General features: G+C 41.3%; 31 protein-coding genes and 5 pseudogenes. 13 read left to right on the forward strand and 23 right to left on the reverse strand.

What is annotated here, in order from left to right:
• The first annotated feature begins 86 nt into the window (after positions 1-86).
• From KUH03_RS03740 to KUH03_RS03775, 9 genes and pseudogenes are all read left to right on the forward strand, one after another.
• Positions 87-560 (forward strand): RagB/SusD family nutrient uptake outer membrane protein, encoded by a 474-nt coding sequence (locus KUH03_RS03740; RefSeq protein ID WP_257091638.1) that lies wholly within the window; start codon positions 87-89, stop codon positions 558-560.
• Positions 538-729, forward strand: a complete 192-nt coding sequence (locus KUH03_RS03745) for a hypothetical protein (RefSeq protein ID WP_257091639.1) — start codon at positions 538-540, stop codon at positions 727-729. The genes KUH03_RS03740 and KUH03_RS03745 overlap by 23 nt, the downstream gene beginning before the upstream one ends.
• Positions 730-851: 122 nt before the next feature.
• On the forward strand, positions 852-1268 hold the full coding sequence (locus KUH03_RS03750) for a RagB/SusD family nutrient uptake outer membrane protein (RefSeq protein ID WP_257098035.1): 417 nt from the start codon (positions 852-854) through the stop codon (positions 1266-1268).
• Positions 1265-1645, forward strand: a complete 381-nt coding sequence (locus KUH03_RS03755) for a RagB/SusD family nutrient uptake outer membrane protein (RefSeq protein WP_257091640.1) — start codon at positions 1265-1267, stop codon at positions 1643-1645. The genes KUH03_RS03750 and KUH03_RS03755 overlap by 4 nt, the downstream gene beginning before the upstream one ends.
• Positions 1646-1726: 81 nt before the next feature.
• Entirely contained in the window at positions 1727-2254 is a 528-nt protein-coding gene (locus KUH03_RS45180) for a sulfatase-like hydrolase/transferase (RefSeq protein ID WP_306429431.1), read from the forward strand.
• Positions 2255-2427: 173 nt separating this feature from the next.
• Positions 2428-3207 (forward strand): sulfatase-like hydrolase/transferase, encoded by a 780-nt coding sequence (locus KUH03_RS45185; RefSeq protein WP_306429929.1) that lies wholly within the window; start codon positions 2428-2430, stop codon positions 3205-3207.
• Positions 3208-3405: 198 nt separating this feature from the next.
• A pseudogene (locus tag KUH03_RS03765) lies at positions 3406-4761 on the forward strand (arylsulfatase); the annotation flags it as partial.
• 177 nt (positions 4762-4938) lie between these two features.
• Entirely contained in the window at positions 4939-5373 is a 435-nt protein-coding gene (locus KUH03_RS03770; RefSeq protein WP_257091641.1) for a sigma-70 family RNA polymerase sigma factor, read from the forward strand.
• A gap of 799 nt (positions 5374-6172) precedes the next feature.
• Positions 6173-6761, forward strand: a pseudogene (locus KUH03_RS03775) (riboflavin synthase).
• A gap of 139 nt (positions 6762-6900) precedes the next feature.
• Here the strand turns inward: KUH03_RS03775 and KUH03_RS03780 are convergent.
• Genes KUH03_RS03780 through KUH03_RS03800 form a run of 5 tightly spaced genes read right to left on the reverse strand, consistent with a single transcriptional unit; the run spans position 6901 to position 9639 of the window.
• Entirely contained in the window at positions 6901-7071 is a 171-nt protein-coding gene (locus KUH03_RS03780; RefSeq protein WP_257091642.1) for a hypothetical protein, read from the reverse strand.
• Positions 7041-8207: a chloride channel protein gene (locus KUH03_RS03785; protein WP_257091643.1), complete on the reverse strand. Its 1167-nt coding sequence runs from the start codon at positions 8205-8207 to the stop codon at positions 7041-7043. Before KUH03_RS03785 ends, KUH03_RS03780 begins: the two co-directional genes overlap by 31 nt.
• Positions 8208-8254: 47 nt before the next feature.
• Positions 8255-8416, reverse strand: a complete 162-nt coding sequence (locus KUH03_RS03790) for a hypothetical protein (protein ID WP_257091644.1) — start codon at positions 8414-8416, stop codon at positions 8255-8257.
• An 11-nt stretch (positions 8417-8427) separates the two neighbouring features.
• Complete coding sequence (locus KUH03_RS03795; RefSeq protein WP_257091645.1) at positions 8428-8646, reverse strand: hypothetical protein; 219 nt, start codon at positions 8644-8646, stop codon at positions 8428-8430.
• Positions 8647-8667: 21 nt separating this feature from the next.
• On the reverse strand, positions 8668-9639 hold the full coding sequence (locus KUH03_RS03800; protein ID WP_257098037.1) for a hydrogen peroxide-inducible genes activator: 972 nt from the start codon (positions 9637-9639) through the stop codon (positions 8668-8670).
• A gap of 227 nt (positions 9640-9866) precedes the next feature.
• On the opposite strand from KUH03_RS03800, the gene KUH03_RS03805 reads away from it, so the two are divergent.
• Complete coding sequence (locus tag KUH03_RS03805) at positions 9867-11318, forward strand: S46 family peptidase (RefSeq protein ID WP_257091647.1); 1452 nt, start codon at positions 9867-9869, stop codon at positions 11316-11318.
• A gap of 67 nt (positions 11319-11385) precedes the next feature.
• Positions 11386-12027 (forward strand): S46 family peptidase, encoded by a 642-nt coding sequence (locus KUH03_RS03810; protein WP_257098039.1) that lies wholly within the window; start codon positions 11386-11388, stop codon positions 12025-12027.
• 95 nt (positions 12028-12122) lie between these two features.
• Here the strand turns inward: KUH03_RS03810 and KUH03_RS03815 are convergent, their stop codons facing one another.
• Genes KUH03_RS03815 through KUH03_RS03825 form a run of 3 tightly spaced genes read right to left on the reverse strand, consistent with a single transcriptional unit; the run spans position 12123 to position 13290 of the window.
• Positions 12123-12722, reverse strand: coding sequence for an aminotransferase class I/II-fold pyridoxal phosphate-dependent enzyme (locus KUH03_RS03815; RefSeq protein ID WP_306429433.1), 600 nt, complete (start codon positions 12720-12722; stop codon positions 12123-12125).
• 6 nt (positions 12723-12728) lie between these two features.
• A complete protein-coding gene (locus KUH03_RS03820; RefSeq protein ID WP_257091648.1) occupies positions 12729-12938 on the reverse strand; it encodes an aminotransferase class I/II-fold pyridoxal phosphate-dependent enzyme in 210 nt (69 codons plus the stop codon).
• 19 nt (positions 12939-12957) lie between these two features.
• Positions 12958-13290 carry a hypothetical protein gene (locus KUH03_RS03825; protein ID WP_257091649.1) on the reverse strand — a complete coding sequence of 111 codons (333 nt, stop codon included), beginning with the start codon at positions 13288-13290 and terminating at the stop codon, positions 12958-12960.
• A 366-nt stretch (positions 13291-13656) separates the two neighbouring features.
• Between KUH03_RS03825 and KUH03_RS03830 the strand changes: the two genes are divergently transcribed.
• Complete coding sequence (locus KUH03_RS03830) at positions 13657-13944, forward strand: diacylglycerol kinase family protein (RefSeq protein WP_373564937.1); 288 nt, start codon at positions 13657-13659, stop codon at positions 13942-13944.
• On the opposite strand, the gene KUH03_RS03835 is transcribed toward KUH03_RS03830, so the two are convergent.
• The 4 genes from KUH03_RS03835 to KUH03_RS45200 all read right to left on the reverse strand — a co-directional run bounded on the left by KUH03_RS03835 (position 13924) and on the right by KUH03_RS45200 (position 16782).
• On the reverse strand, positions 13924-14391 hold the full coding sequence (locus KUH03_RS03835) for a hypothetical protein (protein ID WP_257091650.1): 468 nt from the start codon (positions 14389-14391) through the stop codon (positions 13924-13926). The two genes, KUH03_RS03830 and KUH03_RS03835, sit on opposite strands and share 21 nt — an antisense overlap.
• A gap of 659 nt (positions 14392-15050) precedes the next feature.
• The gene (locus KUH03_RS45190) at positions 15051-15845 is read right to left on the reverse strand and encodes a thiamine pyrophosphate-dependent enzyme (RefSeq protein ID WP_306429434.1); all 795 of its coding nucleotides are present in this window, start codon (positions 15843-15845) and stop codon (positions 15051-15053) included.
• A complete protein-coding gene (locus tag KUH03_RS45195) occupies positions 15842-16294 on the reverse strand; it encodes a hypothetical protein (protein ID WP_306429435.1) in 453 nt (150 codons plus the stop codon). The genes KUH03_RS45190 and KUH03_RS45195 overlap by 4 nt, the downstream gene beginning before the upstream one ends.
• Positions 16276-16782 (reverse strand): thiamine pyrophosphate-binding protein, encoded by a 507-nt coding sequence (locus tag KUH03_RS45200; protein ID WP_306429436.1) that lies wholly within the window; start codon positions 16780-16782, stop codon positions 16276-16278. The genes KUH03_RS45195 and KUH03_RS45200 overlap by 19 nt, the downstream gene beginning before the upstream one ends.
• An 85-nt stretch (positions 16783-16867) precedes the next feature.
• On the opposite strand from KUH03_RS45200, the gene KUH03_RS03845 reads away from it, so the two are divergent.
• Entirely contained in the window at positions 16868-17047 is a 180-nt protein-coding gene (locus KUH03_RS03845) for a hypothetical protein (protein ID WP_257091652.1), read from the forward strand.
• Here the strand turns inward: KUH03_RS03845 and KUH03_RS48060 are convergent.
• The 11 genes and pseudogenes from KUH03_RS48060 to glgB all read right to left on the reverse strand — a co-directional run.
• Positions 17040-17710 (reverse strand): annotated as a pseudogene (locus tag KUH03_RS48060) (DUF4091 domain-containing protein); the annotation flags it as partial. The gene KUH03_RS03845 and the pseudogene KUH03_RS48060 sit on opposite strands and share 8 nt — an antisense overlap.
• A gap of 37 nt (positions 17711-17747) precedes the next feature.
• On the reverse strand, positions 17748-18728 hold the full coding sequence (locus tag KUH03_RS03860) for a glycoside hydrolase domain-containing protein (RefSeq protein ID WP_257091656.1): 981 nt from the start codon (positions 18726-18728) through the stop codon (positions 17748-17750).
• 152 nt (positions 18729-18880) lie between these two features.
• Positions 18881-19429: a zinc-dependent peptidase gene (locus KUH03_RS03865; protein ID WP_257091657.1), complete on the reverse strand. Its 549-nt coding sequence runs from the start codon at positions 19427-19429 to the stop codon at positions 18881-18883.
• Complete coding sequence (locus KUH03_RS03870) at positions 19420-19671, reverse strand: hypothetical protein (RefSeq protein ID WP_257091658.1); 252 nt, start codon at positions 19669-19671, stop codon at positions 19420-19422. The genes KUH03_RS03865 and KUH03_RS03870 overlap by 10 nt, the downstream gene beginning before the upstream one ends.
• Before the next feature lies 1 nt (position 19672).
• Positions 19673-19948 carry a hypothetical protein gene (locus KUH03_RS03875; protein ID WP_257091659.1) on the reverse strand — a complete coding sequence of 92 codons (276 nt, stop codon included), beginning with the start codon at positions 19946-19948 and terminating at the stop codon, positions 19673-19675.
• The gene (locus tag KUH03_RS03880) at positions 19882-20427 is read right to left on the reverse strand and encodes a hypothetical protein (RefSeq protein WP_257091660.1); all 546 of its coding nucleotides are present in this window, start codon (positions 20425-20427) and stop codon (positions 19882-19884) included. The genes KUH03_RS03875 and KUH03_RS03880 overlap by 67 nt, the downstream gene beginning before the upstream one ends.
• A 41-nt stretch (positions 20428-20468) precedes the next feature.
• Positions 20469-21772 (reverse strand): annotated as a pseudogene (locus KUH03_RS03885) (glucose-1-phosphate adenylyltransferase).
• 6 nt (positions 21773-21778) lie between these two features.
• Positions 21779-22081, reverse strand: a complete 303-nt coding sequence (locus KUH03_RS03890; protein WP_257091661.1) for a glycosyltransferase — start codon at positions 22079-22081, stop codon at positions 21779-21781.
• Positions 22081-23076, reverse strand: coding sequence for a glycogen synthase (locus tag KUH03_RS03895; RefSeq protein WP_306429930.1), 996 nt, complete (start codon positions 23074-23076; stop codon positions 22081-22083). The genes KUH03_RS03890 and KUH03_RS03895 overlap by 1 nt, the downstream gene beginning before the upstream one ends.
• Positions 22976-23188 carry a glycogen/starch synthase gene (locus KUH03_RS45205; protein WP_306429437.1) on the reverse strand — a complete coding sequence of 71 codons (213 nt, stop codon included), beginning with the start codon at positions 23186-23188 and terminating at the stop codon, positions 22976-22978. The genes KUH03_RS03895 and KUH03_RS45205 overlap by 101 nt, the downstream gene beginning before the upstream one ends.
• Positions 23189-23275: 87 nt before the next feature.
• Positions 23276-25180, reverse strand: a pseudogene (glgB, locus tag KUH03_RS03900) (1,4-alpha-glucan branching protein GlgB).
• Between the last annotated feature and the right edge of the window lie 33 nt (positions 25181-25213).

Here is a 25213-nt window from a genome sequence, read left to right on the forward strand (position 1 = left end):
ATCAACTCAATAACCATAACATGAAACGTATAACCTATAAAAATATAAAACTGATCCTTTGTATATTTTTAGCTTCCAGTCTAACCATGAGCTGCAAAAAACAATTGGATACAAATCCGCTGGATAAATTTGCTAATGACACATTCTGGAGCAGCGAGACTAATGCAAGACTTGCAATCACAGGCCTTTACAAAGGCGAAATCCAAATGAATAGTTTAGCCGAGTTTAGTCCCTCAGACTGGTGGTCCTACCATGGTTTGCTCTACCTAGAGTTTGCCTCCGACAACGCCTATGACCGACGCGGAGATAATTCTGCATTCAATAAATTGTCCGATGGTACACTCACCAGTAATATTGGTATATTATCCAACTATTGGACGCTCTCCTACAAACGGATTGCCCGTGCAAATTTCTTTTTAGAGAATGTGGACAAAACGCCTGTTTCACCTGAGCTTTTGGCCCGCTTTAAGGCTGAAGCACGTTTTATTCGCGCCTGTCAATACTTCTACCTATCACAGTATTGGGGATGCCCCATTGGTGACCAAAACATTAACAGCTGACGAAGCCAATCATGTTATCAAAAACAAAAAGCAGGAATTGGTTGCCTTTGTGGAACGCGAGTTGCAGGAAGCTGCAAATGACCTTCAAGCTATGGTAAATTACCCGCAGCAGAACGGGGTCGCGCGACAAAACAAGCCGCTTATGCATTTCTGGGGCGGCTACAATTAGCCGAAAAATCTTACGCCGCAGCAATTAAGACCTACGAAAATATCATCAATGCCAATGAAAATAGTATTGATCCCAACTATACAAGTCTTTTTGATGGCAGTAATGAATCCAGTAAAGAAATCATTTTTGCCACACAATATCTTGTAGACCTTGCCGGAAATGGTATGTTTCAACATAACTTTCCAGCAATAGCCGGTGGCTGGCATCTCCATTGTCCATTGGGAAGCCTAGTGGAGAGCTATACCTTTACGGATGGAACAGCCTTTTCCTATACTGATCCCAGATATAATTCACAGAATATCACCCAAAATCGGGATCCGAGATTAGGATTTACCGTCATCAGCAACGGGGACCGTTTCAAAAATCTCCGGTATATCTCGCATCCAGACTCAACCCTGTCCATTGACCAGCTCACAACCACCAAGCAAGCAACACGCACGGGTTATGGTCTTCGTAAATTTAACGCTGAAAATTTTAGCGGCAATTTACAGAATTCGGAACAGATCTTCCTATTATTCGCTATGCTGAGGTACTATTGAGCTACCTTGAAGCCAAACTCGAAAATGGGGATCCCCTGACAGCTGAGCTACTGGATAAAACCATCAATGCAGTCCGCCGACGTAGCAGTGTCAATATGCCTCCTATCGCTGTCACAAACGCGACTATAGTCCGGGCAGCATTACGCAATGAAAGACGTGTGGAACTAGCCTTAGAAGGTATCCGCTATTGGGATCTTTTGCGTTGGGATACAGCAAAAGATGTTTTAAATGGTGATTTCTATGGCGCCGCATTTCCCGATGCCAAAAATATCCGCGTGAAAGCAGGTAGTAGCAGAGACAGCTATAGTCGCTGGTATGTAACCAAAAAGTCCTTCAGAGCAGGCCAGGATAATCACTGGCCAATTCCCCCAAAGTGAAATTGATATCAATCCAAATTTAAAATAGTATATTGGGTGTCGTCAACAAAAGACGACACCCTATCAACGTATTTGCACAATATGAAAAAGACCCTATCTCTTACGATCCTACTTTCTTCGAGTCTGGCGATGACAGTTCCCCTGACTTCATTTGCACAAAAACTGAATAAACCGAACGTTATCTATATCTATGCGGATGATCTTGGTTTTGGTGACTTGAGCAGCTATGGAGCCCAACAGATTGAAACCCCAAACTTGGATAAATTGGCGCACAGCGGTACGCGCTTTACCAATGCACATAGTACCTCCGCAACCTGTACGCCATCTCGCTTTGCTTTGATGACCGGTACCTATCCATGGCGCCAGACGGGTACAGGCATCCTGCCCGGAGATGCCAAGCTGATTGTACCAACAGACAAAATCACATTGCCCAAAGTATTCAAAAATGCAGGCTACGCTACAGCAATTGTCGGTAAATGGCATATGGGACTTGGCAACGAGGTCAAAAAGACTGGAATGCAGCCATCAAACCCGGACCCAACGATGTTGGTTTTGATTACTCATTTATCTTCCCTGCAACGGCCGATCGTGTTCCGACCGTTTTCTTAGAAAATGATCGGGTTGTCGCCGCTGAAGCAAACGATCCCATCCTTGTCGATTATGAGAAGAAAATAGGCAACGATCCTACGGGCAAAGAGCATCCCGAATTACTCAAAATGCAATCCTCTCCCGGCCAAGGGCACAACCAGACTATTGTCAATGGCATCGGACGGATTGGCTACATGAGCGGCGGCACACGTGCACGCTGGGTAGACGAAGAAGTTTCCACAACCTTTCTACATAAAGCGCAAGATTTCATTTCACAACATCAGGATAAGCCATTCTTCCTCTACTTCTGTTTAACGGAACCCCATGTACCACGTATGCCGGCCACACAATTTAGGGGCAAAAGTAAACTAGGTTACCGCGGAGATGCCATTCTACAATTGGATTGGACAGTCGGACAGATTCAACAGCAATTACAGCTACTCGGCATGGACAAAAACACCATTATCATTTTCAGTAGCGACAACGGTCCGGTATTGGATGATGGCTATGTAGACGGTGCAGTGGCCCAACTTAATGGACATCAGCCCGCAGGACCGCTCAGAGGTGGTAAATATAGTATCTTTGAGGGAGGGACACGTGTACCTTTTATCGTCAGCGGACAAGGGGTGGCCAAAGGAAAGGTATCCAATGCATTGATCAGTCAAATGGATCTGTTGGCAACAAGTGCGCAGCTTGTAGGTGTAAAATTAAAAGCTGATGAAGCAAAAGATAGCAAGGCCTTATTGAAAACCTTAACCGGCGAAGATCCCAAAGGACGTAGCACCATGATCCAACATGCACAAACCTTGGCTATTGTCAAAGACAACTGGAAATATATTGCGCCAAGCAACGGTACCGCCTATATGAAATTGACGGATACAGAGACAGGAAATCTTCCCGAAGATCAATTGTACGACCTCAAAAATGATATCGGAGAAAAAACAACGTTGCTGCTAAATATCCTGAAAAAGTGAATGAGTTGAAACAGTTATTGGAAGGAGAACGCAAAAAATGAAAAAAGGAATAGGTCTTACCCTCATCCTACTGGGATGGGGATGCTTTTGCACAACAAAATCAAGCAGCTAAAAAGCTGCCCAATATCATCTTTTTTATGCGGATGACTTGGGCTATGCCGAGACAGAACCCTACGGACAACAGCTAATCAAAACCCCAACCTACAAAAGTTGGCGCAGGAGGGACTTCGTTTTATCAATCATTACACAAGTGCTCCAGTTTGTGCCCCAGCGCGTTGCATGTTATTGACAGGTAAACATGCTGGTCAGTCCTATATCCGGGGTAATTATGAATTGGGCGGGTTTGCCGATAGCCTCGAAGGTGGGCAAATGCCCCTACCCGAGGGAACCTACACCATGGCTCACCTATTTAAAAAAGCTGGTTATCATACTGGGGCCATCGGAAAATGGGGACTCGGCATGCAAAATACAACCGGAAGCCCAAACAAACAGGGGTTTGACTACTTCTTTGGTTACCTCGACCAAAAGCAGGCCCACAATTACTATCCAAGCCATCTCTGGGAAAACGAGCAAAAATATCCACTCCAAAACAAAGAAAAGTTTGTGCATATTCCACTCGACTCCACCAAAGCAACGGCCAAAGATTTTGAGCAATTCAGTGGCAAACAATATGCTCCGGAAGTTATGACGGAAAAGGCATTGGCATTTATTGATAAGAACCGAAACCGTCCTTTCTTCCTCTATCTTCCGTACACCCTACCCCATCTTTCTCTACAGGTACCCCAGGAATATGTGGATCGGTATAAAGATCTTTTCCATGACCATCCTTACTATGGGCAGGATGGCTACACGGCCACGCCTTATCCAAGAGCTACCTATGCAGGCATGATCACTTATCTGGATGACCAAGTGGGCCTGATCATGAAACATATTAAATCCCTGGGTCTGGACGACAATACCATTATCTTGTTTTCCAGCGACAATGGCACAGGTTTCAACGGTGGTATAGATTATCGCTTTTTCAAGAGCGTCGATTCACTCAGAGGATTAAAAATGGATGTGTTTGAAGGGGGAATTAAAGTTCCATTGATCGTCCGCTGGCCCAAAACAATCAAAGCAAACACCGAGACAGCTGTCATCTCAGCACAATATGATCTGATGGCTACCTTTGGACAGTTGGTCCAACAGGATCCCGGTAATACCAATGGACTGTCCCTGCTGCCAACCTGGTTGGGACAAAAGAACCAGAAAAAACACCAATACCTTTACTTTGAATACCCCGAAAAAGGTGGTCAGGTAGCCATACGTGAGGGACAATGGAAAGCAATTAAACTGGATTTAAAAAATAATCCAAAAGCAAAATGGCAATTGTATGATCTAGAAACGGATCCCTGGGAGCAAAAAGATATTGCAAACAAACATCCCGAATTGCTCCGTCATTTTGATGAAATTATCCGCACTGAACACCGTCCTGCACACATAAAAGAATGGGAAATCATAGACAGTAAGCTGGTAAAAAATAAATTTCTCCGGATCTCATTTATTCTCCGTTAAAAAACTTGGGTTGTCGTGTTTTCAAACATGACAACCCAAGTTTTTTTATGTAACTTCGTTGTTAGTATCTATGTTGGGAGGCTGCCCGTAAATATCCTATTGAACAACAACAAAGGCCACGATATCGGTCATTATGTCCATCTTAGGGCAATGAAAGAAAAATATTGATAACCAAACATGCTTCAACTAGAGTCGCATATTAACGCATTAAAAGAGGGGAATGAAAGCGCATTGTGCTTTTTCATGGACCATTTTGGCCATGCGCTACGTTATTTTGCCTTTTCCTATCTACGCAGCAAAACCGATGCTGAAGAAATTGTGTCGGATATCTTTGTCAAGCTCTGGAATCACAGACAGAAAGTGGACAATTACGATAGCCTCAAAGCATTTTTGTATATCGCGACCAAGAATGCCTGTATCGATATGAAAAGATCGGCCCGATTTAAAATGCAGACCGAAGAATTGGATATCCTTCAGAATTTATCCCTACCCGAGGACGATATTCTGAAAAAAATATTTAGAACAGAGCTAACGGAGTTATTACTGGCCGAAATCAACAAACTACCAAAACAGCAGGCTAAAATATGTAAAATGAGTTTTTGGAGGATTTAGATACTGAAGAAATCTGCAAGATACTAGATACTACCCCATCAAATGTCTATTATGCGCGGTCCAAGGCACTTCTCGCTTTAAAAGAACGCTTCAGATCCAAAATTTCGAATACCTTCTGCTAATCTCAATGTCCGCTTTACATATTTTCAAAAGCTAAAAAAATCAATCGGTTCCGATAACAGCATATCGTATAGCGATACAGAAAAAATAAAAGTTCATGCTTTCACAAGCAGCAACAGCTGTCAAAACCAAACGAAGATTCTTTCAGGCAAATACACCCAAGGTAGCAAGCTCATCGATACCTTAATTAAAAAATACGAATCAATAAAAAAACAGGCAATTCAGAAAAAGGAAATGATTGGGCGGTATGAAAATATAATCAACTGTAAAACAGCATATTATTGTAAAATAAAAAAGCTTAGCATTTGGTCGGGCGACCTGCTAAGCTTTTATAAATACCTCTTTGTAAGAGGCAATCAACCTAAACCTATGACAAAGATAATGCTTCAAATGATATAAACAAAAATTTTGTAATATTTTTTTCAACTCCCATAAATTTGTTTTGGCATAGCCACGACAAAAGGAATAGTAAGTGTACTATATACACACAATCTTTTGCTATTTTCAAAAGCTCTTTTTTTAGCATACTATATCAAAGCAGATTCTATTACAGTATTTATCCCTTCCATGAATTATATTTACCATAAATTATTCTGTCATTCATGCGTCGATTTTGTTGGTAAAAACCATGTTTCCTTCGATTATTTAGTAACTTTGATTGAATCAAAAATTTTAGTTCATGTTTACCGGAATCATAGAAACCTTAGGAAAAATCGAGCGTATTGAACACGAAAAAGCAACATTCATTTTTATGTGAGCTCCCCATCTCCAATGAATTTAAAATAGATCAGAGCATAAGCCACAATGGTGTATGTCTGACCGTTGTTGGGCTGGATGATCAGGTGCACAAAGTAACGGCGATTGATGAGACCTTACAGAAAACGAATCTAGCACAGTTGAAAGTTGGAGACCTGGTTAATATCGAACGCTGTACCTTAGCCGGTGGAAGATTTGATGGGCATATTGTCCAAGGACATGTCGATCAGACCGCAACCTGTATACAGAAAACCGATGAAAATGGTAGTTTTATTTTTACCTTTCAATACGATCCTTCCAAACAGAATATTACAGTAGAAAAAGGATCCGTTACCGTTAATGGTATTAGTCTGACAGTGGTAGATTCTCGCGATGACCAGTTTTCTGTCGCAATCATTCCTTATACACTCGAACATACCAATCTTCAACAGGTTGAAGTAGGTACGACAATCAACCTTGAATTTGATATTATTGGAAAATACGTGACAAAAATTATGGCAATGCGTGGCTAATTCAGCCCAAACTATACTTACATGGATTTCACCTCCTTTAAGTCCATGTAAGTATCTGGTCAATAAACGATTTCCCACCAACCATCTATCCGAGAACATGATGTTACTCCAGATTATGTTTACACCAATCCTGATCCGTTTACTCTAGATAATGTCCCTGACGGATAAGTAATGCGCGATATTTATTAAAAACGCTGGACTTGGATACAAAGCCCATATATTTATTTTCATCCCCAAGTACCGGTAATATCCAAGTGTCATCTTTGTTCATCTTAGCCATTACAATTTCCATGTTCTCGTTGATCCCCACGGTATCGTTTGGTTTCTGTGCCAATTTTTCAAATGGAGTCTCTCCCCTTCGACCTCCCCTAACAGCACCGAAAATAAAAATTCGCTATAGAGAAGCCCTATAAATTTACCTTCATAACTCACCACCGGAAAGATATTACGTTTACTGTGGATAATATCCGACTGCCTACTTTTGGGCGTTTCATCGGGTCTCAAAATCACAAAATTGGTTTCCAGAACATACTTAATCCGCATCATGCTCAAGACAGAACGGTCCTTATCTTCGTAAGAAATGAGATCGCCTGACTCGGCTAATACTTTTGTATAGATCGAATGCTTCAATACCGCGCGGTTAATCAAATAGGAAAGTGAACAGACCAACATCAGGGGTACCATTAAGGTATAACCTCCAGTGACTTCTGCAATTAAGAAGATACCCGTCAACGGTGCATGCATAATACCACTCAACGCACCTGCCATACCGGCAACTACAAAATTTGGGACGTTAAGCTCTGCAATTCCGGTCAGATTGACCCCATAAGAAAAGGCAAAGCCCAATAGACCGCCCATCACCAGACTCGGTCCAAATACCCCGCCGTTTCCGCCTCCATTCAACGTAAATAGTGCAGCAAAAGATTTACCAAATAAGGTCAAAATGGTATAACCCAACACCACCAATCCCATATCTTTATAATCAGAAAACAAGCTGTTTTTTACAATTGAGTTAAATTGTCCATTGAGAATCTGCTGGATCGTAATATACCCTTCACCATAAAGTGCTGGAAATACGAAAATCATAATCCCTAAGGATATTCCGCTTACCCATACTTTGTTATAGGGATTCTTTATTTTAGCAAACCATTTTCCTACTGAACTGGACACACGGGCAAAATAGATGGTATACAGTCCAATCAATACCGCCAATAACAAATAAAATAACAAGGCAGAAACCTGCCAATCCGAATTGAACGTACTAAATAGCGGTTCACTGTACAAAAGCCGCGATACAACGGACGCCAGAGCCGAAGAAATCAAAAGTGGAATAAAAACCGGAATGGAGAATTCCGGAAGCAATATCTCAATCGCAAAGATCATTCCCGCCAAAGGGCTATTAAATGCGCCCGAAATTCCTGCTGCCGCGCCACAGGCCAAAAGCATGGTGACTTCTTTATATTGCAGACCAAAAAAACGGGCAATATTGGAACCTATCGACGATCCCCCAATGCCACCGGAGCCTCCAATCCACAGGAACCTCCAAATCCAACCGTAATCGCCGAAGTGACGACCTGCGAATAGATATTACTCGGGTCCAATCGGCTTCCCTTTCGGCTGATGGCATAGATAATCGGGGTGATACCATGCTCCATCTTCTTTCCTTTCAGAAATTTCCGAACAAAAACACACTCAGTAAGATCCCGATCAACGGGAAAATCAAATAAACCGAATATTTAACCTTCCAATCAATATCATCCTGGATCGTCGCCGCAATAAAATGCGTTAGTCTTTTTAATACAGACGCCATCAGACCACCAACAATTCCAACTAAAAACGCCAGGAGAATAATAAAGTTTCTGTTCGAAACTTTTTCATTCGCCATTGATTGATCTGATCTATCTTCTTAAAAAAACGTACACTGAGATTTGCCATGTCTTCTTATTGAAAGCTCAACACTTCCTTTTTTTTTTGTTTTAAATTTATCGGGTACAACCGCTAATATTTCCTTTTCCAATGCCTGAATTGCATGTCGTTTGACATAATTTTGTGTCGTGACCAACGATATTTCGCGGACGGGTTCCGGTGATTTGAAATAACGGATCTTATCCAACTGCTCATCCACATAATCTGAAATCGAAAGCTCCGGCAAGATTGTGATACCATCATTGATATCCACCATTCTTTTGAGTGTTTCAACACTACCGGTATTATACTCAAAACGTCCGGAAAGATCTTGATTATGCTTATGATGACAAATATTAAGTACCTGTCCACGCATACAATGTCCTTCATTGAGCAACCAGAGCTTATCATCGGCAATATCGTCTCCACTCAGCACTTTCTTTGAAAACAAGGGACTATTTTCAGATATATAAGCGACAAAATTTTCATAAAACAGAGGAGACTCCAGTATACCCTGATCATTTAAGGGAGTCGATAGCACACCGCAATCCAAAAGCCCAACCTTCAGCTCATGCACAATACGTTCGGTAGTATATTCCCAGATCTGCAATTGCAATTTTGGATACTTCTCCATAAACGTTATCAATACCTTAGGCAATAAGTAGGGCGCGATTGTCGGGATAACACCGATTTTTAGCGTCCCCTCGATTTCCCCCTTCTTGTCCTGTACAATTTCATTGATCTTACGGCTTTCTGTCAGTACTGATCTTGCTTGAAGTATAATCTTCTCCCCAATTTCAGTAGGCACAACAGGCTGACGGCTCCGGTCAAAGATTTTAGCTCCCAAAGACTCTTCTAGTTTCTGGATCTGCATACTTAAGGTCGGCTGTGTCACAAAACACTTTTCGGCTGCGGCAACAAAACTACGATAGGTATCAACAGCAATGATATATTCCAATTGGATTAAGGTCATGTTAAAATCTTTAAAGCGCAAAATTACGAATACTCCTGCAAAACGATGGCAAATACACAATATTTTAAGGCTCGACCATTGCTTCCCCGATCATATTATACAATAAATACCTTGCCAAAAAGCGAGAATTAGCCAGCTATTATGACAATTGTTGATCGAAAAGTCGAATTCATCAAAAAGCTTTTCTTAAATTTGGAGATTTATAACAGTTGATATTAAAAAATCCCATGAAGTTTATACATCATACGACAATTGCACTAGCACTATTATTATCCGCAACGAACATCCCATACGCTAATGCGAACCCAGACGAAGGGATGTACCCCTTGAGCGAATTAAATAGAGCGGGTTTAAAGAAAGCCGGATTAAAGATCAGTGAGAAGGATATCTACAATCCCGGCCAAGTTGGATTAGTGGACGCCCTAGTTCAAGTCAGTGGATGTACAGGATCATTCGTCTCCAACCGTGGTCTGATTATTACCAACCATCACTGTGCCTTTTCTGCAGTTCAGTTGGCCAGTACCGCCATCAACAATTATCTTAAAAATGGCTTTGTCGCACAAAATCAGGAACAAGAGATTGAAGCAAAAGGATTGAAGATCAGAATTACAGATTCATACGAAGATGTATCTGTTAAAATATTAAATTCCGTAGCCAATATCAGTGACCCTGTCGAGCGCATCAATACCATTAAAAGAAAACAGGAAGAACTTGTTAAACAAGCTGAAAAAGAAGACCCTACGATCAAAGCTGAAGTATCCGAAATGTTCATTGGCAAGAGCTATGTCCTATTTCGCTACAAAACAATCGAAGATGTGCGTCTTGTTTATATTCCACGTCAAAATATTGGTGAATTTGGTGGCGAGACTGACAACTGGGTATGGCCACGTCATACGGGCGACTATTCCTTCCTTCGGGCCTATGTAGGTAAAAATGGAAAATCAGCTCCCTATTCAAAAGATAATGTGCCCTACCAACCAAAGAAGCACCTGAAAGTCAACCCAAATGGTGTAAAAGAAAATGATTTCACCTTTATCCTAGGCTATCCAGGGAAGACATTCAGACATCGTCCGGCACAATATATCAAATACCAACAAGACTATTTATTGCCTTACGTTTCCAATTTGTATGATTTCCAGAACAAACAAATGGAGGAAGCTGGGAAAGACAATACGGATATTGCACTCTCTTTGGCGACACGGATCAAACGCAACGCCAATGTGCTTAAAAACTACCGTGGCAAACTCAAAGGCTTGCGCGGCATAGATCTCCTGTCAACAAAAAAGCAGGAAGATGAGGCGCTTGCAGCATTTATCCTGAGTAAACCCGAACTTAAAGGTAAATATGGCAATCTATTAAACGATATTGCCGCTTACTATCAAGTCAGTGATCAAGATGCCTTAAAAGAGCTTTGGATCAACAATATTTATAACAGTACCAGCTTACTGAAAGTTGCCCGCGATCTCAATACCTTAAAAGTAGCAATGGGTAAAGAGCGCTCTTCACATGCCGCAAAACAGTTATTCGACTATAATGTCGAACAGCTTAAAAAAGTATTCAAGAAACTTACGAAAGCTACAACAAACAGGCAGACCAACGTATTTTCGGTAGGATGCTTGCCGATGCAGCTGCTTTCCAAGGTAAAAATCAACTTGAATCAATTCAGAAACTCCAATTGAATGGGAAACAGCCAATACCTATGCTACACAGCTCATCAATAGCAGTAAACTGGCAGATCAAAATTATATTCTAAATACAGTTTTGGCGAATGCAAACGCATTAAGCCAATTTGATGATAAACTATTAAGTTTTCAAAATGAGCTGGACAATGATATTGTCATCTTCGCCGCTGAGCAGAAAAGACGTGAAGGTGTGTTGAATAAACTGATGGGTGACTATGTCGCTGTCAAGGAAATCTTTCAGGCTAAAAACTTTATTCCTGATGCTAACTCCACCTTGCGTTTGACTTATGGACATATTAAAGGTTATGCTCCTGCAGACGCTACCTATATGAAACCATTCACAACCATTGAAGGTATTATTCAGAAAGGGAATCTTGGTCTATCCGATTTCGACTATCCGCAAGAAATCAAGACGGCGTATCTCAATAAGAACTTTGGCCCCTATTTAAAGAAAGACCTGGGCTCTGTTCCTGTCAATATATTGTATGATATGGACACCACAGGGGGCAACTCAGGTTCGCCGATCATGAATGCAAATGGTGAGTTGATCGGTGTAAACTTTGACCGTGCCTATGATGCGACAATCAACGATTTTGCATGGAACGAAAGCTATAGCCGCTCCATCGGTGTGGATATCCGTTATGTACTTTGGGTTGCTGATAAGATTGATAATGCTCATTTTATTTTAAAGGAAATGGGTATCTAATCGCTACCAAAAGCATTTTATACATTAAAAAGCACCTGAACGGTTTGGTTCAGGTGCTTTTTATATTGAGTAAACCAATAATGTTAAATAATTCGTTATTCTTTTGGCAAATTCAGCAACACCTGTTTCAACCTCGCTAACCCCTCTTGTAAAATAGACCTCGAACAGGCGATATTCAACCGGATAAAAGAATCACTTCCCTTACCGTACATGGCACCGACATTGACCTGCAGATGGGCCTCTTTCAATAGTATTTGTCCTAGTTTTCGGCTGGAAATATTTAATGCAGTACAATCTACCCAAACCAAATAGGTGCCCTCAAGCGGAATAATTTTTAAAGCCGGCAGATGCTCCGCCATATAGCTGTTTAAATAAATATAATTATTATAAATATAGGCTAGCGCTTGTTGCAGCCAATCCTCCCCTTGTTGATAGGCGGCTATTAAACCCGTGATCGCAAAAGGACTGATACTCGCAATCTCATTAACAAGAAAGGCATCCTTCACCTTCTTATTTAAAATAGGATCGGCGACGATGACTGCAACGACTTGCAATCCTGCAAGATTAAAGGTTTTGCTTGGGGCAATACAAGTGATTGTATTCGCTAAAAGGCTTGATTGATCGTTCCAAAGGAATATGCTGATGCCCTTCAAAAACCAAATCACAATGGATTTCATCCGAAATAACAAGAACATTGTGCTTTAGACAGATCTCCCCAAGCGTTCAAGCTCGGCTTTTGTCCAGACCCGACCCGCTGGGTTATGTGGGCTGCAGAGGATAAAGAGCTTTACCTTCGGATCACTCGCCTTAGTTTCAAAATCTACAAAATCAATTGCATATTGCCCATCTTTATACAATAGGTCGTTGGAAACCACCTCGCAGCCATTACGTTCGATCGATGAAAAAAGCAATGGTATACAGGTTCTTGGATCAGTACTTTATCCCCGTTTCTGTTAATGCTGCAACAATTGCCGACAAAGCTGGCACCACACCTAAAACCGGAAGTATCCACTCGCGCTGCAAATGAAAACCATGTTTACGATTAGACCAGTCCGATACCGCTTCATAAAAAGCATCCGGCACTTTTGCATAGCCATAAATGCCATGTTGAACACGTCTGGTCAACGCGTCGATAATCTCTTTGGATGCAGGGAAATCCATATCAGCAACCCAGAGTGGAATTAAATCGGCGTAGTCCTGTTGATTCCATTTTACCGAATCAGTCCCCCTACGGTCGATTATTTTATCAAAATTGTAGATCATAAAGCAATTTACTCAAAAATACTACGCATTTCAATAATACTTTTGGTAAAAATCAGCGACAAAAATGAAAAAAATACAGACTAAAATCCGCTGCCCTTAAAGTTCTATCAGAGCAGCAGCTATTTGCGATAATCGCCGTTAAAGTACAAGTCACAATACGGAGGACAGGCTACAATGAGGGTTCTAGCCTAAACAAAAATTAAGGCCAGTCAAAAACGAAGGGAAAGGTTATATTTACATAAAATATAGCAGATTGACTATGGCCCGAAGCAACTTTTCATGGAAAGATAGAATCCGAAGTTTTAGCTATGCCTTTAACGGTTAAAAATCGTTTGGCAAGAAGAACACAATTTCAGGATACATCTCATTGCCGCAGTTGTAGCAATCGTATTGTCGTACCTCCTCCGAATAAGCCCTTATGAGTGGCTAGCCATTATTTTTTCCATTGGTTTTGTTCTTGTCAGTGAGTTGCTGAACACGGCATTAGAACATCTCGCTGATTTTGTCTGTCAAGAAAGAAATCCCAACATCAAAAGGATCAAAGATGTTGCTGCAGCAGCGGTCATGCTGAGCAGCATCACAGCGCTACTAGTCGGACTGATTATATTTATCCCAAAACTCCTGTTATGGTGCTCATTGGTTCAGCTTTTCTAGGACAAATTTTTCATCATAAGCCAATTTATCAGGCGCAACAAAAGACATCTTCCCTCCTTTTTCTTCCATATCCCCAAAGCCTTCAACTGCCCCGTTTTTGGAGAATTTAAAAGCAACCTGCCGAACGGATTGCTGCCCTTCGGAAGCAAAGGTATAGTCTGCCAACAAGATACCGTCTTTGAGGATACCGTCAATATGCCCAACATTTCGGTCTTTTTCTTTCCAGTTGTAGTTGAGGTCACCATGCACTTTATCCCCATCAATGGCAATTATTAACGAGATTGTATCACCATTTTTGAGGTATTGATAGGTTCCATTTTCAGCAATTGCTGCGGCAACGGTTGTGGTATCCGATCCCATTTGTGCCTGGTCATCTTTCTTTTTGTCCTTTTGCTGACAAGCAGTAGCAAAAATCAGTAGTGACAATCCAATATTGATTATTTTCATGCGAATAATTAATTTTTCTTAAATACGTGGCAGCAACTGAAAAAAATCAGCGCCAAGGGGAATTTATTGATGAGCTAATCGCAGCTTATGAACAATAGATTCCGCCTTCCCTGTTTATTAATATCAATAGCAATCAAAACAAGATATTGTTTTAAATAACTAACATTTAATATTTTGGAATTCACAAAACAAAAATTACAGCAATATTGTTTATAAGTTACAGTCCGATAAAAGATTAAAAATAAACAATTTAGTAACAATAAAATTATTCACAGCTTATTGTAAAGCTAATTTTTATTAGTAAATTGTACATTATAAAATTCAGAAATTCTTAACCAATATTAGTATGAAAGATGTAAGCTTTAAGAAATTTGATAGTGGGTGTACATCCCTCACTAAATTATCCATTGAAACAGATTTGGCTATTATTGTTAAAGAGAATGTTTCTATTTCTTCGGAATCGAAAATAGAAAAACTTCGACGCTGTAAAGAGGAATTATTGAAGAGCCTTTGGTTCGTTCAACGCCAATGTTGATCAGTAATTCACTTCATTCAATCAATAGTCCGAATACCCTATTTTTTTCCTAGACAAAAAGCCTCCCCAACTATTTTATATTGGAGAGGCTTTTTTGCATGATAATACAAGTTATCTACGCTTATCAGAGCGATTTCAAGTGTTTATAATTTGACTTAATAGTGTCCCATACTTCCTCAAAGTTACCCGATAGCATCAATTTAGCCATACTTTCGGTCATACCCTTCATTTGGCTAAATGATATTTTGGGTGGCATGGCTAAGGCATTGGGGCTGGTATAGATATCGATAAGTACCGGCTCGTCAGTTAGACTAAATGCTTCATCCAAGATACCGTCGACCTCTTCTGGTTGCGTCACCGTAAAAGCACGAATCCCCATCGCCTGTGCCACCATCGCAAAATCTGGATTCACCATATTAGTTTCCTGATCTTTTAAACCGGCAACCTGCATTTCCAATTTGACCATTCCGAGTGAACGATTATTAAACACAATCAGTTTGATTGGCAGATTATACTGCTTTATCGTAGCCAGATCTCCCAATAACATCGAAAGCCCGCCATCACCACAGAAGGCTATGATCTGTCTTTCGGGATGTGTCAATGCTGCTCCAATCGCCATCGGCATCGCATTTGCCATAGATCCATGATTAAATGAGCCGAGCATTTTGCGATCTCGTCGCTGATTGATATAACGTGCTCCCCATACACAGGACATGCCCGTATCCACTAAAAAAATAGCATCATCGCTCGCCTTTTGGTCAATCGTATGGGCCACAAACTCCGGTTGAATAGCACATTCACTGCCCGAATCTTCGACATAGATCATCAGATCTTCTTTTACTTTCTCGTAGGCCGCCAATTGTTTTTCGAGAAAACTTGAATCAGTTCTCGCCTCCACAAAGGGTAAAACAGCTTTCAATGTATGCTCAATATCCCCACCAAGCCATAGTCTACGATCGACCGTCGACCGAGTTTCTCGCCCTCGATATCGATCTGAACAATCGTTTTATTGGTGGGTATAAAATCCTTGTAAGGAAAATCAGTTCCCAAAAGTAGGATCAGATCCGAATGGTGCATGCTCTGAAAGGCCGATGCCGTCCCCAAAAGTCCCGTCATACCGATTTCATTGGGATTATCCCGTTGAATATCCAATTTAGCTTTAAATGAATACCCCACAGGTGCATGGATTTTCTCGGAGAGTTCAACAATTTGTTTCTGCGCATTCCGGGCCCCTACGCCACAGAATAAAGTCACTTTATCCGCCTGATTAATATATTGTGCCAAACGTCCAATTTCAAGCTCTGAGGGCCTGATCTGCGGCTGTGTAAAGAATACCTTTGCCGAAGTGTTCATATGGACGGCTTCCATTTCGGAAACATCCCTGGCAGACCGATAACAGCAACATCCCGTTTTGAGATTGCCTGCTGTAATGCATTCTGAACCATACGTTGCACCTGTTCCGGCCGGGTAATCATCTGATTATAACATGAACAGTCGTCAAATAATTTAATCGGATTAGTCTCTTGAAAGTAGTCTGTACCAAACTCATAGGTGGCGCAGGTTGAAGCAATCACTAACATTGGAACACGTGTCTTATGTGCCTCATAAACGCCATTGATCAGGTGAACATGGCCCGGCCCACTACTTCCAGCACAGCAGGCGATCCCATGCAGATCCGCTTCGGCGGTCGCCGCAAATGCACCAACCTCTTCATGCCTGACATGTATCCATTGCATGGTTCCATCCTCATGAACTGCCTCATTAAAAAAATTCAAACTATCTCCTGTCACGGCATAAATACGTTTGATTCCCGCATCTTTTAAAATACCAACGATCTGGTGTGCTACATTTTTCATACCCATATGATGATTTAAGATTTTGATATCACGACGATGTGTTGATTACGCTATCGCTTCTTTATAACAACAATATTGCGAAACAATGGTTTTGGGTATTCTACTATTGAAGAAAGTACATGCAGATCGATCCGCAGTTTTCAGAACAGAGATGACGATTGCAGGCTACACTTTGCAAGAAAGACGCTACCTAAAAAAACAGGCTGCTCCCATCGTATCGAGGAGCAGCCTGTTTTTTCAACGCTATGAAGATTTTATTACTTGACCTTATTGGATAATTCGGTTACAAATGCTTTAGCATCATTGAGATCATCATTCCAGGCAGCATAACGTCTAGATTTTTTTAGTTTGGCAATTTTTGCATTCAGTTTTGCCAAATTCGTTTGATCGTTAGATTTTTCCAACTTTTCTTTCAGTATATTGACTTTGGTAAAATCCTGAATACCTTCCAACATACGCTCATAACGAATCGAGCTACGACCTTGCGGATAAACAATATAAGTGTCTCCAGCAGGCCATGTACGGAATCGTGAATCCTGCAGCGGATTGGCTACCCAGGAATTAAAGGCCCAACGTAGCGCGCCATCAAATCCTGCAGCGAGTGCGTACCATCCCATATAGGTCGATTCTGCCGGATCAGAAAATGTAAATTGATTCGGAAACTCATCTGAACAGCAAACATAAAATGTAGTGATATACCCTTTTTACGTCTTTCAATTAAATCATTTTGATCGAAAGGATCGCCTACAGCAACACTGATATCGGTACTTTTTTGATAGCGCTTATAACTTTTATGATTGTCTGCAAAAGCAATTCCAAATTCAGGTACCACACGTTCCAAAAGTTCTACTGCTGGATCCATTTGCTCCTGTGCCCGCTCATCCATCGCGATATTGGTAATTTTCAACCAGCCCTTGGCGCTGACATGTTTACTAAAATCTTTTAAGAAAGGTGTCCATAGCTCCTCAAATACTGGTGTTCCGGTTTTGCGACAACATTGACCAGTTCATTTTTGCTTCATCAAAATAATGCACTTCATTATTCCATGGCAATAATGAATAACAATTGATCTGTTTGTTAATTCCTAGGTCCATCATAAATTGCACCCACCTGTCAAATACCGCATAATTATAACTCCAGGATCCGTCTTTTGCTTTCTTCCAGGTGATCATATCCGCATAGGGATCATAGGTCTGTACATTCCAGGCATCCTTATTTAACGTCGCCGTAATGACTTTCTGCCCAGCAGCAGCGAGTTGCTTCATTGTTGGCTTTAAGGCTTCAAAATGCTCATCACTCCACATCTTAACATTGTTGACACGTGCTACGGATGATGGATGTTGCCACTGATCCAAATGGAATGGCCATTGTGAAGCTGGTGGTAACACTTGATCTTGAACATTAACATTCAGATCCAAATTCTGTATCACCTTACCTTTTTGTTTAACAGCAATGACTGTCTTATATTGACCTGCCGCTGCTCCAGCAGGTACTTTTACCGTAATCCATACTGGACGGACGCGCTTTGCTTCGAGATTATAGCTTTTGAGATCATCCAGCATATCTGCAGAAAGCGCGGCTTTAAAGTCTTCAGGTTTACGATAACCACATCCCTCCGCAAATTCATCTGTCATCACATAGCGAACAAATCGTGCTTGTACCGCTTCCGCGGAAATAGATTTGCCGGTAGTTGATTTTAACTCACCAGGCGAAACAACAACATCAGAGGCTGCTGCACTAGTCCACAGGAGAATCTGCGCAGATACCTGCTCCCCTTTCCAGGCATCCACCTTGTTATTGGGCTGGATAGCAATGTTGGGATTTAAAGATTTTGGAAAACGTTTATCGATCGACACAAACGATGCGTGCACACCAGGTTTAACATTTGACCAATCAGAAAGCGTATCCCTTGACGGGTCCGCCATTTCAGTAAAAGTCGTTCCCACAGCATAACGCCCTGAGAAAAACCTTGATTATTGCCGCAAAATAATAGACATGCGAGTGCAATAGTAGAATAAATAGTAGTTTTAGGCATAACAGTTGTAATTAAAAAAAAAGCAAACATTTTCTGTTTGCTTTAAAAATACTAAAATTTTATTTATCTCCACTTAACTTTGCTCAAAAATTTTAGAAAGTGCAGTATAAAGTTCTGGATGGTTTTTTTGAAATTTCGTTGGATTTTCAAAAAGTATTCGGATGCGACAGCAAAAAATTCACCCGGATTGGTCATACCATAGGTATCAATATCCGATTGATGCTGTTTTATTTTGTTGATTTCCTCCCGTATTAGATTCATAAACGGAATCACAGCCGCCTTATCCAATAAATAACTGGGCACACCGTCTACAGTACCATCTGTTTTATCGATGAGATGTACAAATTCGTGTATAGCCGTATTCTGTCCATCACTTGCATTTTGGAAACCATATTCTAATGCTGATTTAGATAAAATCATCTGACCATTCATGGCACCTTCTCCGACCATTCCCATGATATTCCGGTCTGCATGGCCTTCAAATTGATAATCGGCATTGAAATGTGCGGGATAGATCATAATATTGGTCAGATTTGGATAAGTCCATTTCTTAAATGCAAAGATTGGAATAATTGCACTGGCTGCAATCAGCATATAATCTTTCAGCTCCAACGTGACGCCCACCCCTCGATCTTGACCGTATCCAGAAAAGCAAGACAACGTGATTCAAATTCCTGCTTATCTGCAATAGAGAGACGGCGGTAATAGGCAACCTCCCTTTCCAGGATATCCTTCCCCTCATCACTCAAAACTCGTTTGATAGCCTTATTATTTTTCGCGGTACGATTTAACAGGTAATAGACAACATAGATGGTTACTGGTACGAGCAGTATAATAAAAATCTTTCCTAACATATTATTTTATCTTGACCCAATGGGGATCTCTGGCTTGCAAATTACGCAAAAAGCCTTTAAAATGAGATGTGCCAAATAAGATTAAAATTTTCTGCTGCGGAGCGTCAGCCACTAGAGAAGCTAGATTTTCCTCGCGTTGTTGCATGACAAACTCTTTGTCAAACTTATTCTTGAGCGCGGTTTTGATGGGTTTGCAGCTATAGGGTGCGCTTAATGGGGTATCATAATCACAGGCATCCAGCTGTATGGTACCATAACGATACTCAAAATCATCCAATAATTTATTTTTAGGAATATCGGCATTAACTGCGGTTCCATAGTCAACCAGAAAAAAGAATAATCCGGTTGGCTGATAATGCGTTGTCCCAATTTACGGTACAAAGGTGCTCTTAACACGCGGGAGGTATCTCCGGGAGTTTCAATACATTGTTGTAAGCCGAGACGATTACCGGTCAATTTTCTGAACTTACGATCGTATAGATCACGTTGTGCGGCGCTATCCACCTGATAGGCGATGCTTTCATAAAAGACAACATAGCCCGATTTTTGGAGCGAATCTACCGCAGCCTGTACCTGATCATAATATACACGTGTCCCTAAATGCCGCATCGGGATATAAATAATATGACGGTCACCATTATGGAGTTCAAATTTTCGTGAAGCATCCCGTAATACACCTGTGCTCTGTACCATTAAGGAGGTATCGCAGGCGACAAGTGTGATCAATACAAAAAGAAGGGAGATAATCTGTTTCAAAGCATTTATTTATTACAATAACATGCAATTATAACAATATATTATCTCCCTTGTTTAATAAATTTATACTGTTGCGAGCCCGATTGTCGTTCCACTCGGGATAACCGCATTTTTTTGATCACAACAATACCATCACAAACGGTATAAGTCTGATGGTTGGCGCTCAACAAATGGGGGCCACCATTGATGCGAACATCATTTCCAATACGACAGTTTTTATCCAGAATCGCATTTTCAATATAACAGCGTTCACCCACACCCACAATGGGCATATTTTTTCTTTTCGCTTCATCCATATCCGAGAAATCCTCGTAATAATCCGATCCCATCATATAGGTTCCTCTTACGACAGAACCGATACCAATACGTGAACGCACGCCAATCACTGAACGGTCGACCTTATCGGCATGGATAATACATCCATCAGAGATAACCGAATTAATCAATGTCGTGCCCGAAATCTTAGATGGCGGCAGCATACGTGGTCGGGTAAAAACCGTATTTTTATCAAATAGGTTAAAGGCTGGAATATTATCCGTCAGTCCAATATTGGCTTCATAAAATGACCCTATTGTTCCAATATCTGTCCAATAGCCTTCATACTGATAGCTGAGTACGTTGATATCTTCAATCGCATCCGGAATAATTTCCTTTCCAAAATCCATTCCGTTATTTTCCTCCAACAGGCGTTTTAGGACACCTTTACTGAACACATAGATCCCCATGGATGCCAGGTACTCACGGCCCTCGGCTTTCAAATGATCGTTCACTTCTGAACTCCAGTCCACCAACTGCTCACTATTGGGCTTTTCTATAAACGATGTGATGTGGTTGTGCTCATCCGATTTAAGGATTCCAAAACCTGTTGCATCTTTGCCATTGACAGGAATGGTCGCAATTGTCAAATCGCCTTCATTCTGTACGTGAAAATCCACCAGTGCATCAAAATCCATCTGATAAAGCTGATCCCCGATAAGATTAAGACATAATCGTAATCTATGCTTGCCAGCTTCTTGAACGATCTACGCACAGCATCTGCAGTACCTTCAAACCATTTGTCACCATCATTAGTCTGTTCGGCCGCCAAAATATCGACAAAGCCTTTACTAAAAATACTGAAGTTGTACGTATTCTTAATATGCGAATTCAACGAGGACGAATTGAACTGTGTCAATACAAAAATCTTATTGAACCCCGAATTGAGACAATTCGAGATGGGGATATCAACCAAGCGATATTTTCCTGCAATAGGAACAGCTGGTTTAGACCGTTGGTCGGTCAACGGATACAGACGCGAGCCCCTTCCTCCGCCCAAGACGATAGCTACTACATTGTGATGTGACATATCAAATTAAATTAATTGGTTATATAGATTTAAGTATTTCGCTGCGGATTTATCCCAGGAAAAATCCAAACTCATTATTTTGTGTTGGTTGTCTTCAAATTTAGACTTATTTTCATAGTATTCGACAGCGCGGACAATAGCCTTTCTGATATCAGCTACCTCAAGCGTGTCAAAACCAACACCGTACCCATTGTTTTCCAAATCGATGACTGTATCTTTTAGCCCTCCCACGCTGTGAACAATCGGCAAGGTCCCATATTTCATGGCATAAAGCTGATTGAGTCCACAGGGTTCAACCCGTGAAGGCATCAAAGAAAGTCTGCACTTGCATAAAGCCAATGCGCAAGATTTTCATCATAACCAAAGAACACATCAAAATTTTCTATCTGTTTATCCACGAGCATTTTTACCCGTGCCTGAATCGCTGGATCTCCAGCACCCAGTATAAATATACTCAATCTTCCGGGAAAATTTTCAGTCAAATCCAAAATTATATCCGGCAGTAAATCGGCTCCTTTTTCCGTCGCAAAACGACCAATAAAGACCAATAATGGAAGTGCTGGGTCAATTTTATACTGCTGTGCTAGTGCCTGTTTATTTTTGAGCTTACCTGCAAAGGCCGAGGCAAGATCATAATTTTCAATCAGGGTATAATCTTTATCCGGATTCCAGATATCCCAATCAATTCCGTTGACAATCCCGACCGACTTATGCCGCTCATCATAAAATAAGTGCTGCAAACCGTTCGCATCTGCATAAAGCTCTTCAAGGTAACCCTCCGAAACAGTCGTATAGGCATCACAGCACTTGATCAGCGCTGCAAGTGGATTGATCAGACCATCCCAGTCCAGGAGTCCCCATTTCCAACTATCAAATCCAGGCAATAAAATCGCTTTGCTCCAGTGTGTCCAACCTTGGTACTGGCCATTGTGAACTGTCGCAACCGTCTTTACATCAGCAAGGAAATTATATTCATTGCTATATTTCATCAAAAAAGGCATTAAACCGACATGATGATCATGGCAATGGACAATATCAGGTACAATCGCTTTTGCCTTGAACCAGTTTAACACAGCATGTTGAAAAGCGATAAACTGCTCTCCCTCATCGGGGTAACAATAGACTTCCTGACGATCCAATTTACCTGGAATTTTAATCAAATAGAGTTCAAAACCCAGTATATTATCTCTTTCCTTGAAAACACTATAATCTAATCGTTCGGATCCTTGAAAAAAGTCCCTCATAAACAACATCAAAAGAATGATCCTTGACAAATGGGCGGTCGTACCATGGCATAATGACAGCGGCATCCACTCCAAGCTTAGTTTGATACTTGGGCAACGCTCCCACCACATCCGCTAGACCGCCAACCTTGGCTATGGGATAGCATTCGACACTTAAATGAAATACTTTCATCTGTACATATTTTTTTCCATCATTCAGATGGAGCTTATCCTATTTGAAATTACTTTTACCTACTCCTTCAACCGATAAAACATACGATCACAGCGGAACACGCTCTCCCGGTTTTACAGGTACCGCTTCTTTCACAACCTTCTTGCGTTTAAGAATATAGCCTCCCAGCGGCGGAAGATTGACCTGAGCAGATTGCACCTGGTTCATCCAATGCAGGTGTTCACTTGCCACATGTTGACTACACACTCCTGAACCGAAATATTTAAGATCGTCCGAACTCAAAACAACTTCCCATTCTCCTGCATAAGGCAGTCCGATACGAAAATCTTCGCGTATAACAGGTGTTAAATTAATCACAACCACGGTATCATCCCATTGATCAAATGCCTTACGCCAATAGACCAAGACCGAATTTTCACGGTCGCCAGCATCTATCCATTCAAACCCTGAAGCATCAAAAGCCTTTTGAAAGAGGCTGGGTTGTTGTTGATAAGTCGCATTTAAATCGGCTACAAATTTTTTCATACCCTGATGTGGCATAAATTCCAACAGATGCCAGTCGAGCGATTGATTCACATTCCATTCGGACGTTTGTCCAAACTCTCCACCCATAAACAGCAATTTCGTCCCTAAGAAAGTATACATGAACAAGTATAACGCCCTTAGGTTAGCAAACTTTGCCACTCATCGCCAGGCATTTTATAAATCAGGGGCTGTTTTCCATAAACAACTTCATCGTGTGACAGCGGGAGCATAAAATTCTCATGAAAAGCATATACTGTGGCAAAAGTGATACGGTCGTGATGGTATTTTCTATTGATTGGATCTTCCTTAAAATAATCCAATGTATCGTGCATCCATCCCATCATCCATTTCATTCCAAATCCCAGACCACCGGCATAGGTTGGTTTACTGACACCAGGCCATGAGGTCGATTCTTCGGCGATGGTCTGTACATCCGGAAAATGTGCATAAACAGCCTCATTAAATTCTTTTAGGAATTGTACGGCTTCCAGGTTCTCATTTCCACCGAATTCGTTCGGAATCCACTCACCGGCATTGCGGCTATAATCCAGATACAACATCGAAGCGACTGCATCTACGCGAAGTCCATCGATATGGAAACGATCCAACCAGTAAAAAGCATTACTGATCAGAAAAGAGCGCACTTCATTGCGACCATAATTAAAAATATACGATTGCCAGTCAGGGTGAAAACCCTTTCGTGGATCTTCGTGTTCATAAAGACTTGTACCATCGAAGCGATAAATTCCATGTGCATCACCGGGGAAATGTGAAGGTACCCAATCCAATAGTACCCCAATTCCGGCCGCATGGAGCGCTTCGATCAGGAACATTAAATCCTGCGCAGAGCCATAACGCGAGCTTGCAGCAAAATAACCTGTAATCTGATATCCCCATGAGGGGTAATAGGGTGTTCCATCAAAGGCATAAATTCTACATGCGTAAAATTCATTTCCTTGACATACGCCACAAGCTGTACAGCAATCTCCCGATAGTTTAATAGCGTATCTGGGCTCTCCGGATCTCTTGCCCATGAACCAAGGTGCAGTTCATAGACTGACCATGGCTGGTCCAGTCTATTTTTACGATACGCTCCTTCATCCAGTTTCCGTCATTCCATTCGTACCAATTAGAATGGACGATGGATGCCGTTTTAGGTGCTACCTCCCATTTGAATGCGAATGGGTCACCTTTCTCAAGCTCTTCTCCTGAAGAGGTCTGAATACAATATTTGTAAGTTTCACCATTGGCTATTCCGGGAATAAAACCTTCCCAGATTCCACTTGTGTCCCAGCGGACATGTAAAGGATGACTCCCCTTGTCCCAGAAATTGAAGTTTCCTGTTACGGAAACGGATTTTGCATTTGGGGCCCAAACCGCAAAATAAACGCCTCTTTCACCCTCTACTTCCAGTTCATGCGAACCAAATTTTTCATACAATTTGAAATGCCTGCCCGATTGGAACAGCGCAACATCAAATTCCGAAAAAGACTATGCGGT

The sequence above is a fragment of the Sphingobacterium sp. E70 genome, from assembly GCF_019285695.1.
In the GTDB taxonomy this organism is placed as follows: Bacteria; Bacteroidota; Bacteroidia; order Sphingobacteriales; family Sphingobacteriaceae; genus Sphingobacterium; species Sphingobacterium detergens.

What these genes read in the sequence shown, in the direction of transcription:
- KUH03_RS03815 (WP_306429433.1), bottom strand. Translation starts at nt 12,722, where the DNA reads ATGTTCTTGTTATTTCGGATGAAATCCATTGTGATTTGGTTTTTGAAG.
- KUH03_RS03770 (WP_257091641.1), top strand. Translation starts at nt 4,939, where the DNA reads ATGCTTCAACTAGAGTCGCATATTAACGCATTAAAAGAGGGGAATGAA.
- KUH03_RS03825 (WP_257091649.1), bottom strand. Translation starts at nt 13,290, where the DNA reads ATGATCTACAATTTTGATAAAATAATCGACCGTAGGGGGACTGATTCG.
- KUH03_RS03835 (WP_257091650.1), bottom strand. Translation starts at nt 14,391, where the DNA reads ATGAAAATAATCAATATTGGATTGTCACTACTGATTTTTGCTACTGCT.
- KUH03_RS45180 (WP_306429431.1), top strand. Translation starts at nt 1,727, where the DNA reads ATGAAAAAGACCCTATCTCTTACGATCCTACTTTCTTCGAGTCTGGCG.
- KUH03_RS03870 (WP_257091658.1), bottom strand. Translation starts at nt 19,671, where the DNA reads ATGTTAGGAAAGATTTTTATTATACTGCTCGTACCAGTAACCATCTAT.
- KUH03_RS03890 (WP_257091661.1), bottom strand. Translation starts at nt 22,081, where the DNA reads ATGCCTTCACGGGTTGAACCCTGTGGACTCAATCAGCTTTATGCCATG.
- KUH03_RS03790 (WP_257091644.1), bottom strand. Translation starts at nt 8,416, where the DNA reads ATGGAGCATGGTATCACCCCGATTATCTATGCCATCAGCCGAAAGGGA.
- KUH03_RS45205 (WP_306429437.1), bottom strand. Translation starts at nt 23,188, where the DNA reads ATGAAAGTATTTCATTTAAGTGTCGAATGCTATCCCATAGCCAAGGTT.
- KUH03_RS03740 (WP_257091638.1), top strand. Translation starts at nt 87, where the DNA reads ATGAGCTGCAAAAAACAATTGGATACAAATCCGCTGGATAAATTTGCT.
- KUH03_RS03805 (WP_257091647.1), top strand. Translation starts at nt 9,867, where the DNA reads ATGAAGTTTATACATCATACGACAATTGCACTAGCACTATTATTATCC.
- KUH03_RS03845 (WP_257091652.1), top strand. Translation starts at nt 16,868, where the DNA reads ATGGTTTTGGGTATTCTACTATTGAAGAAAGTACATGCAGATCGATCC.
- KUH03_RS45185 (WP_306429929.1), top strand. Translation starts at nt 2,428, where the DNA reads ATGAGCGGCGGCACACGTGCACGCTGGGTAGACGAAGAAGTTTCCACA.
- KUH03_RS45200 (WP_306429436.1), bottom strand. Translation starts at nt 16,782, where the DNA reads ATGAAAAATGTAGCACACCAGATCGTTGGTATTTTAAAAGATGCGGGA.
- KUH03_RS03785 (WP_257091643.1), bottom strand. Translation starts at nt 8,207, where the DNA reads ATGCTTTTGGCCTGTGGCGCGGCAGCAGGAATTTCGGGCGCATTTAAT.
- KUH03_RS03795 (WP_257091645.1), bottom strand. Translation starts at nt 8,646, where the DNA reads ATGGCGAATGAAAAAGTTTCGAACAGAAACTTTATTATTCTCCTGGCG.
- KUH03_RS03800 (WP_257098037.1), bottom strand. Translation starts at nt 9,639, where the DNA reads ATGACCTTAATCCAATTGGAATATATCATTGCTGTTGATACCTATCGT.
- KUH03_RS45195 (WP_306429435.1), bottom strand. Translation starts at nt 16,294, where the DNA reads ATGGAAGCCGTCCATATGAACACTTCGGCAAAGGTATTCTTTACACAG.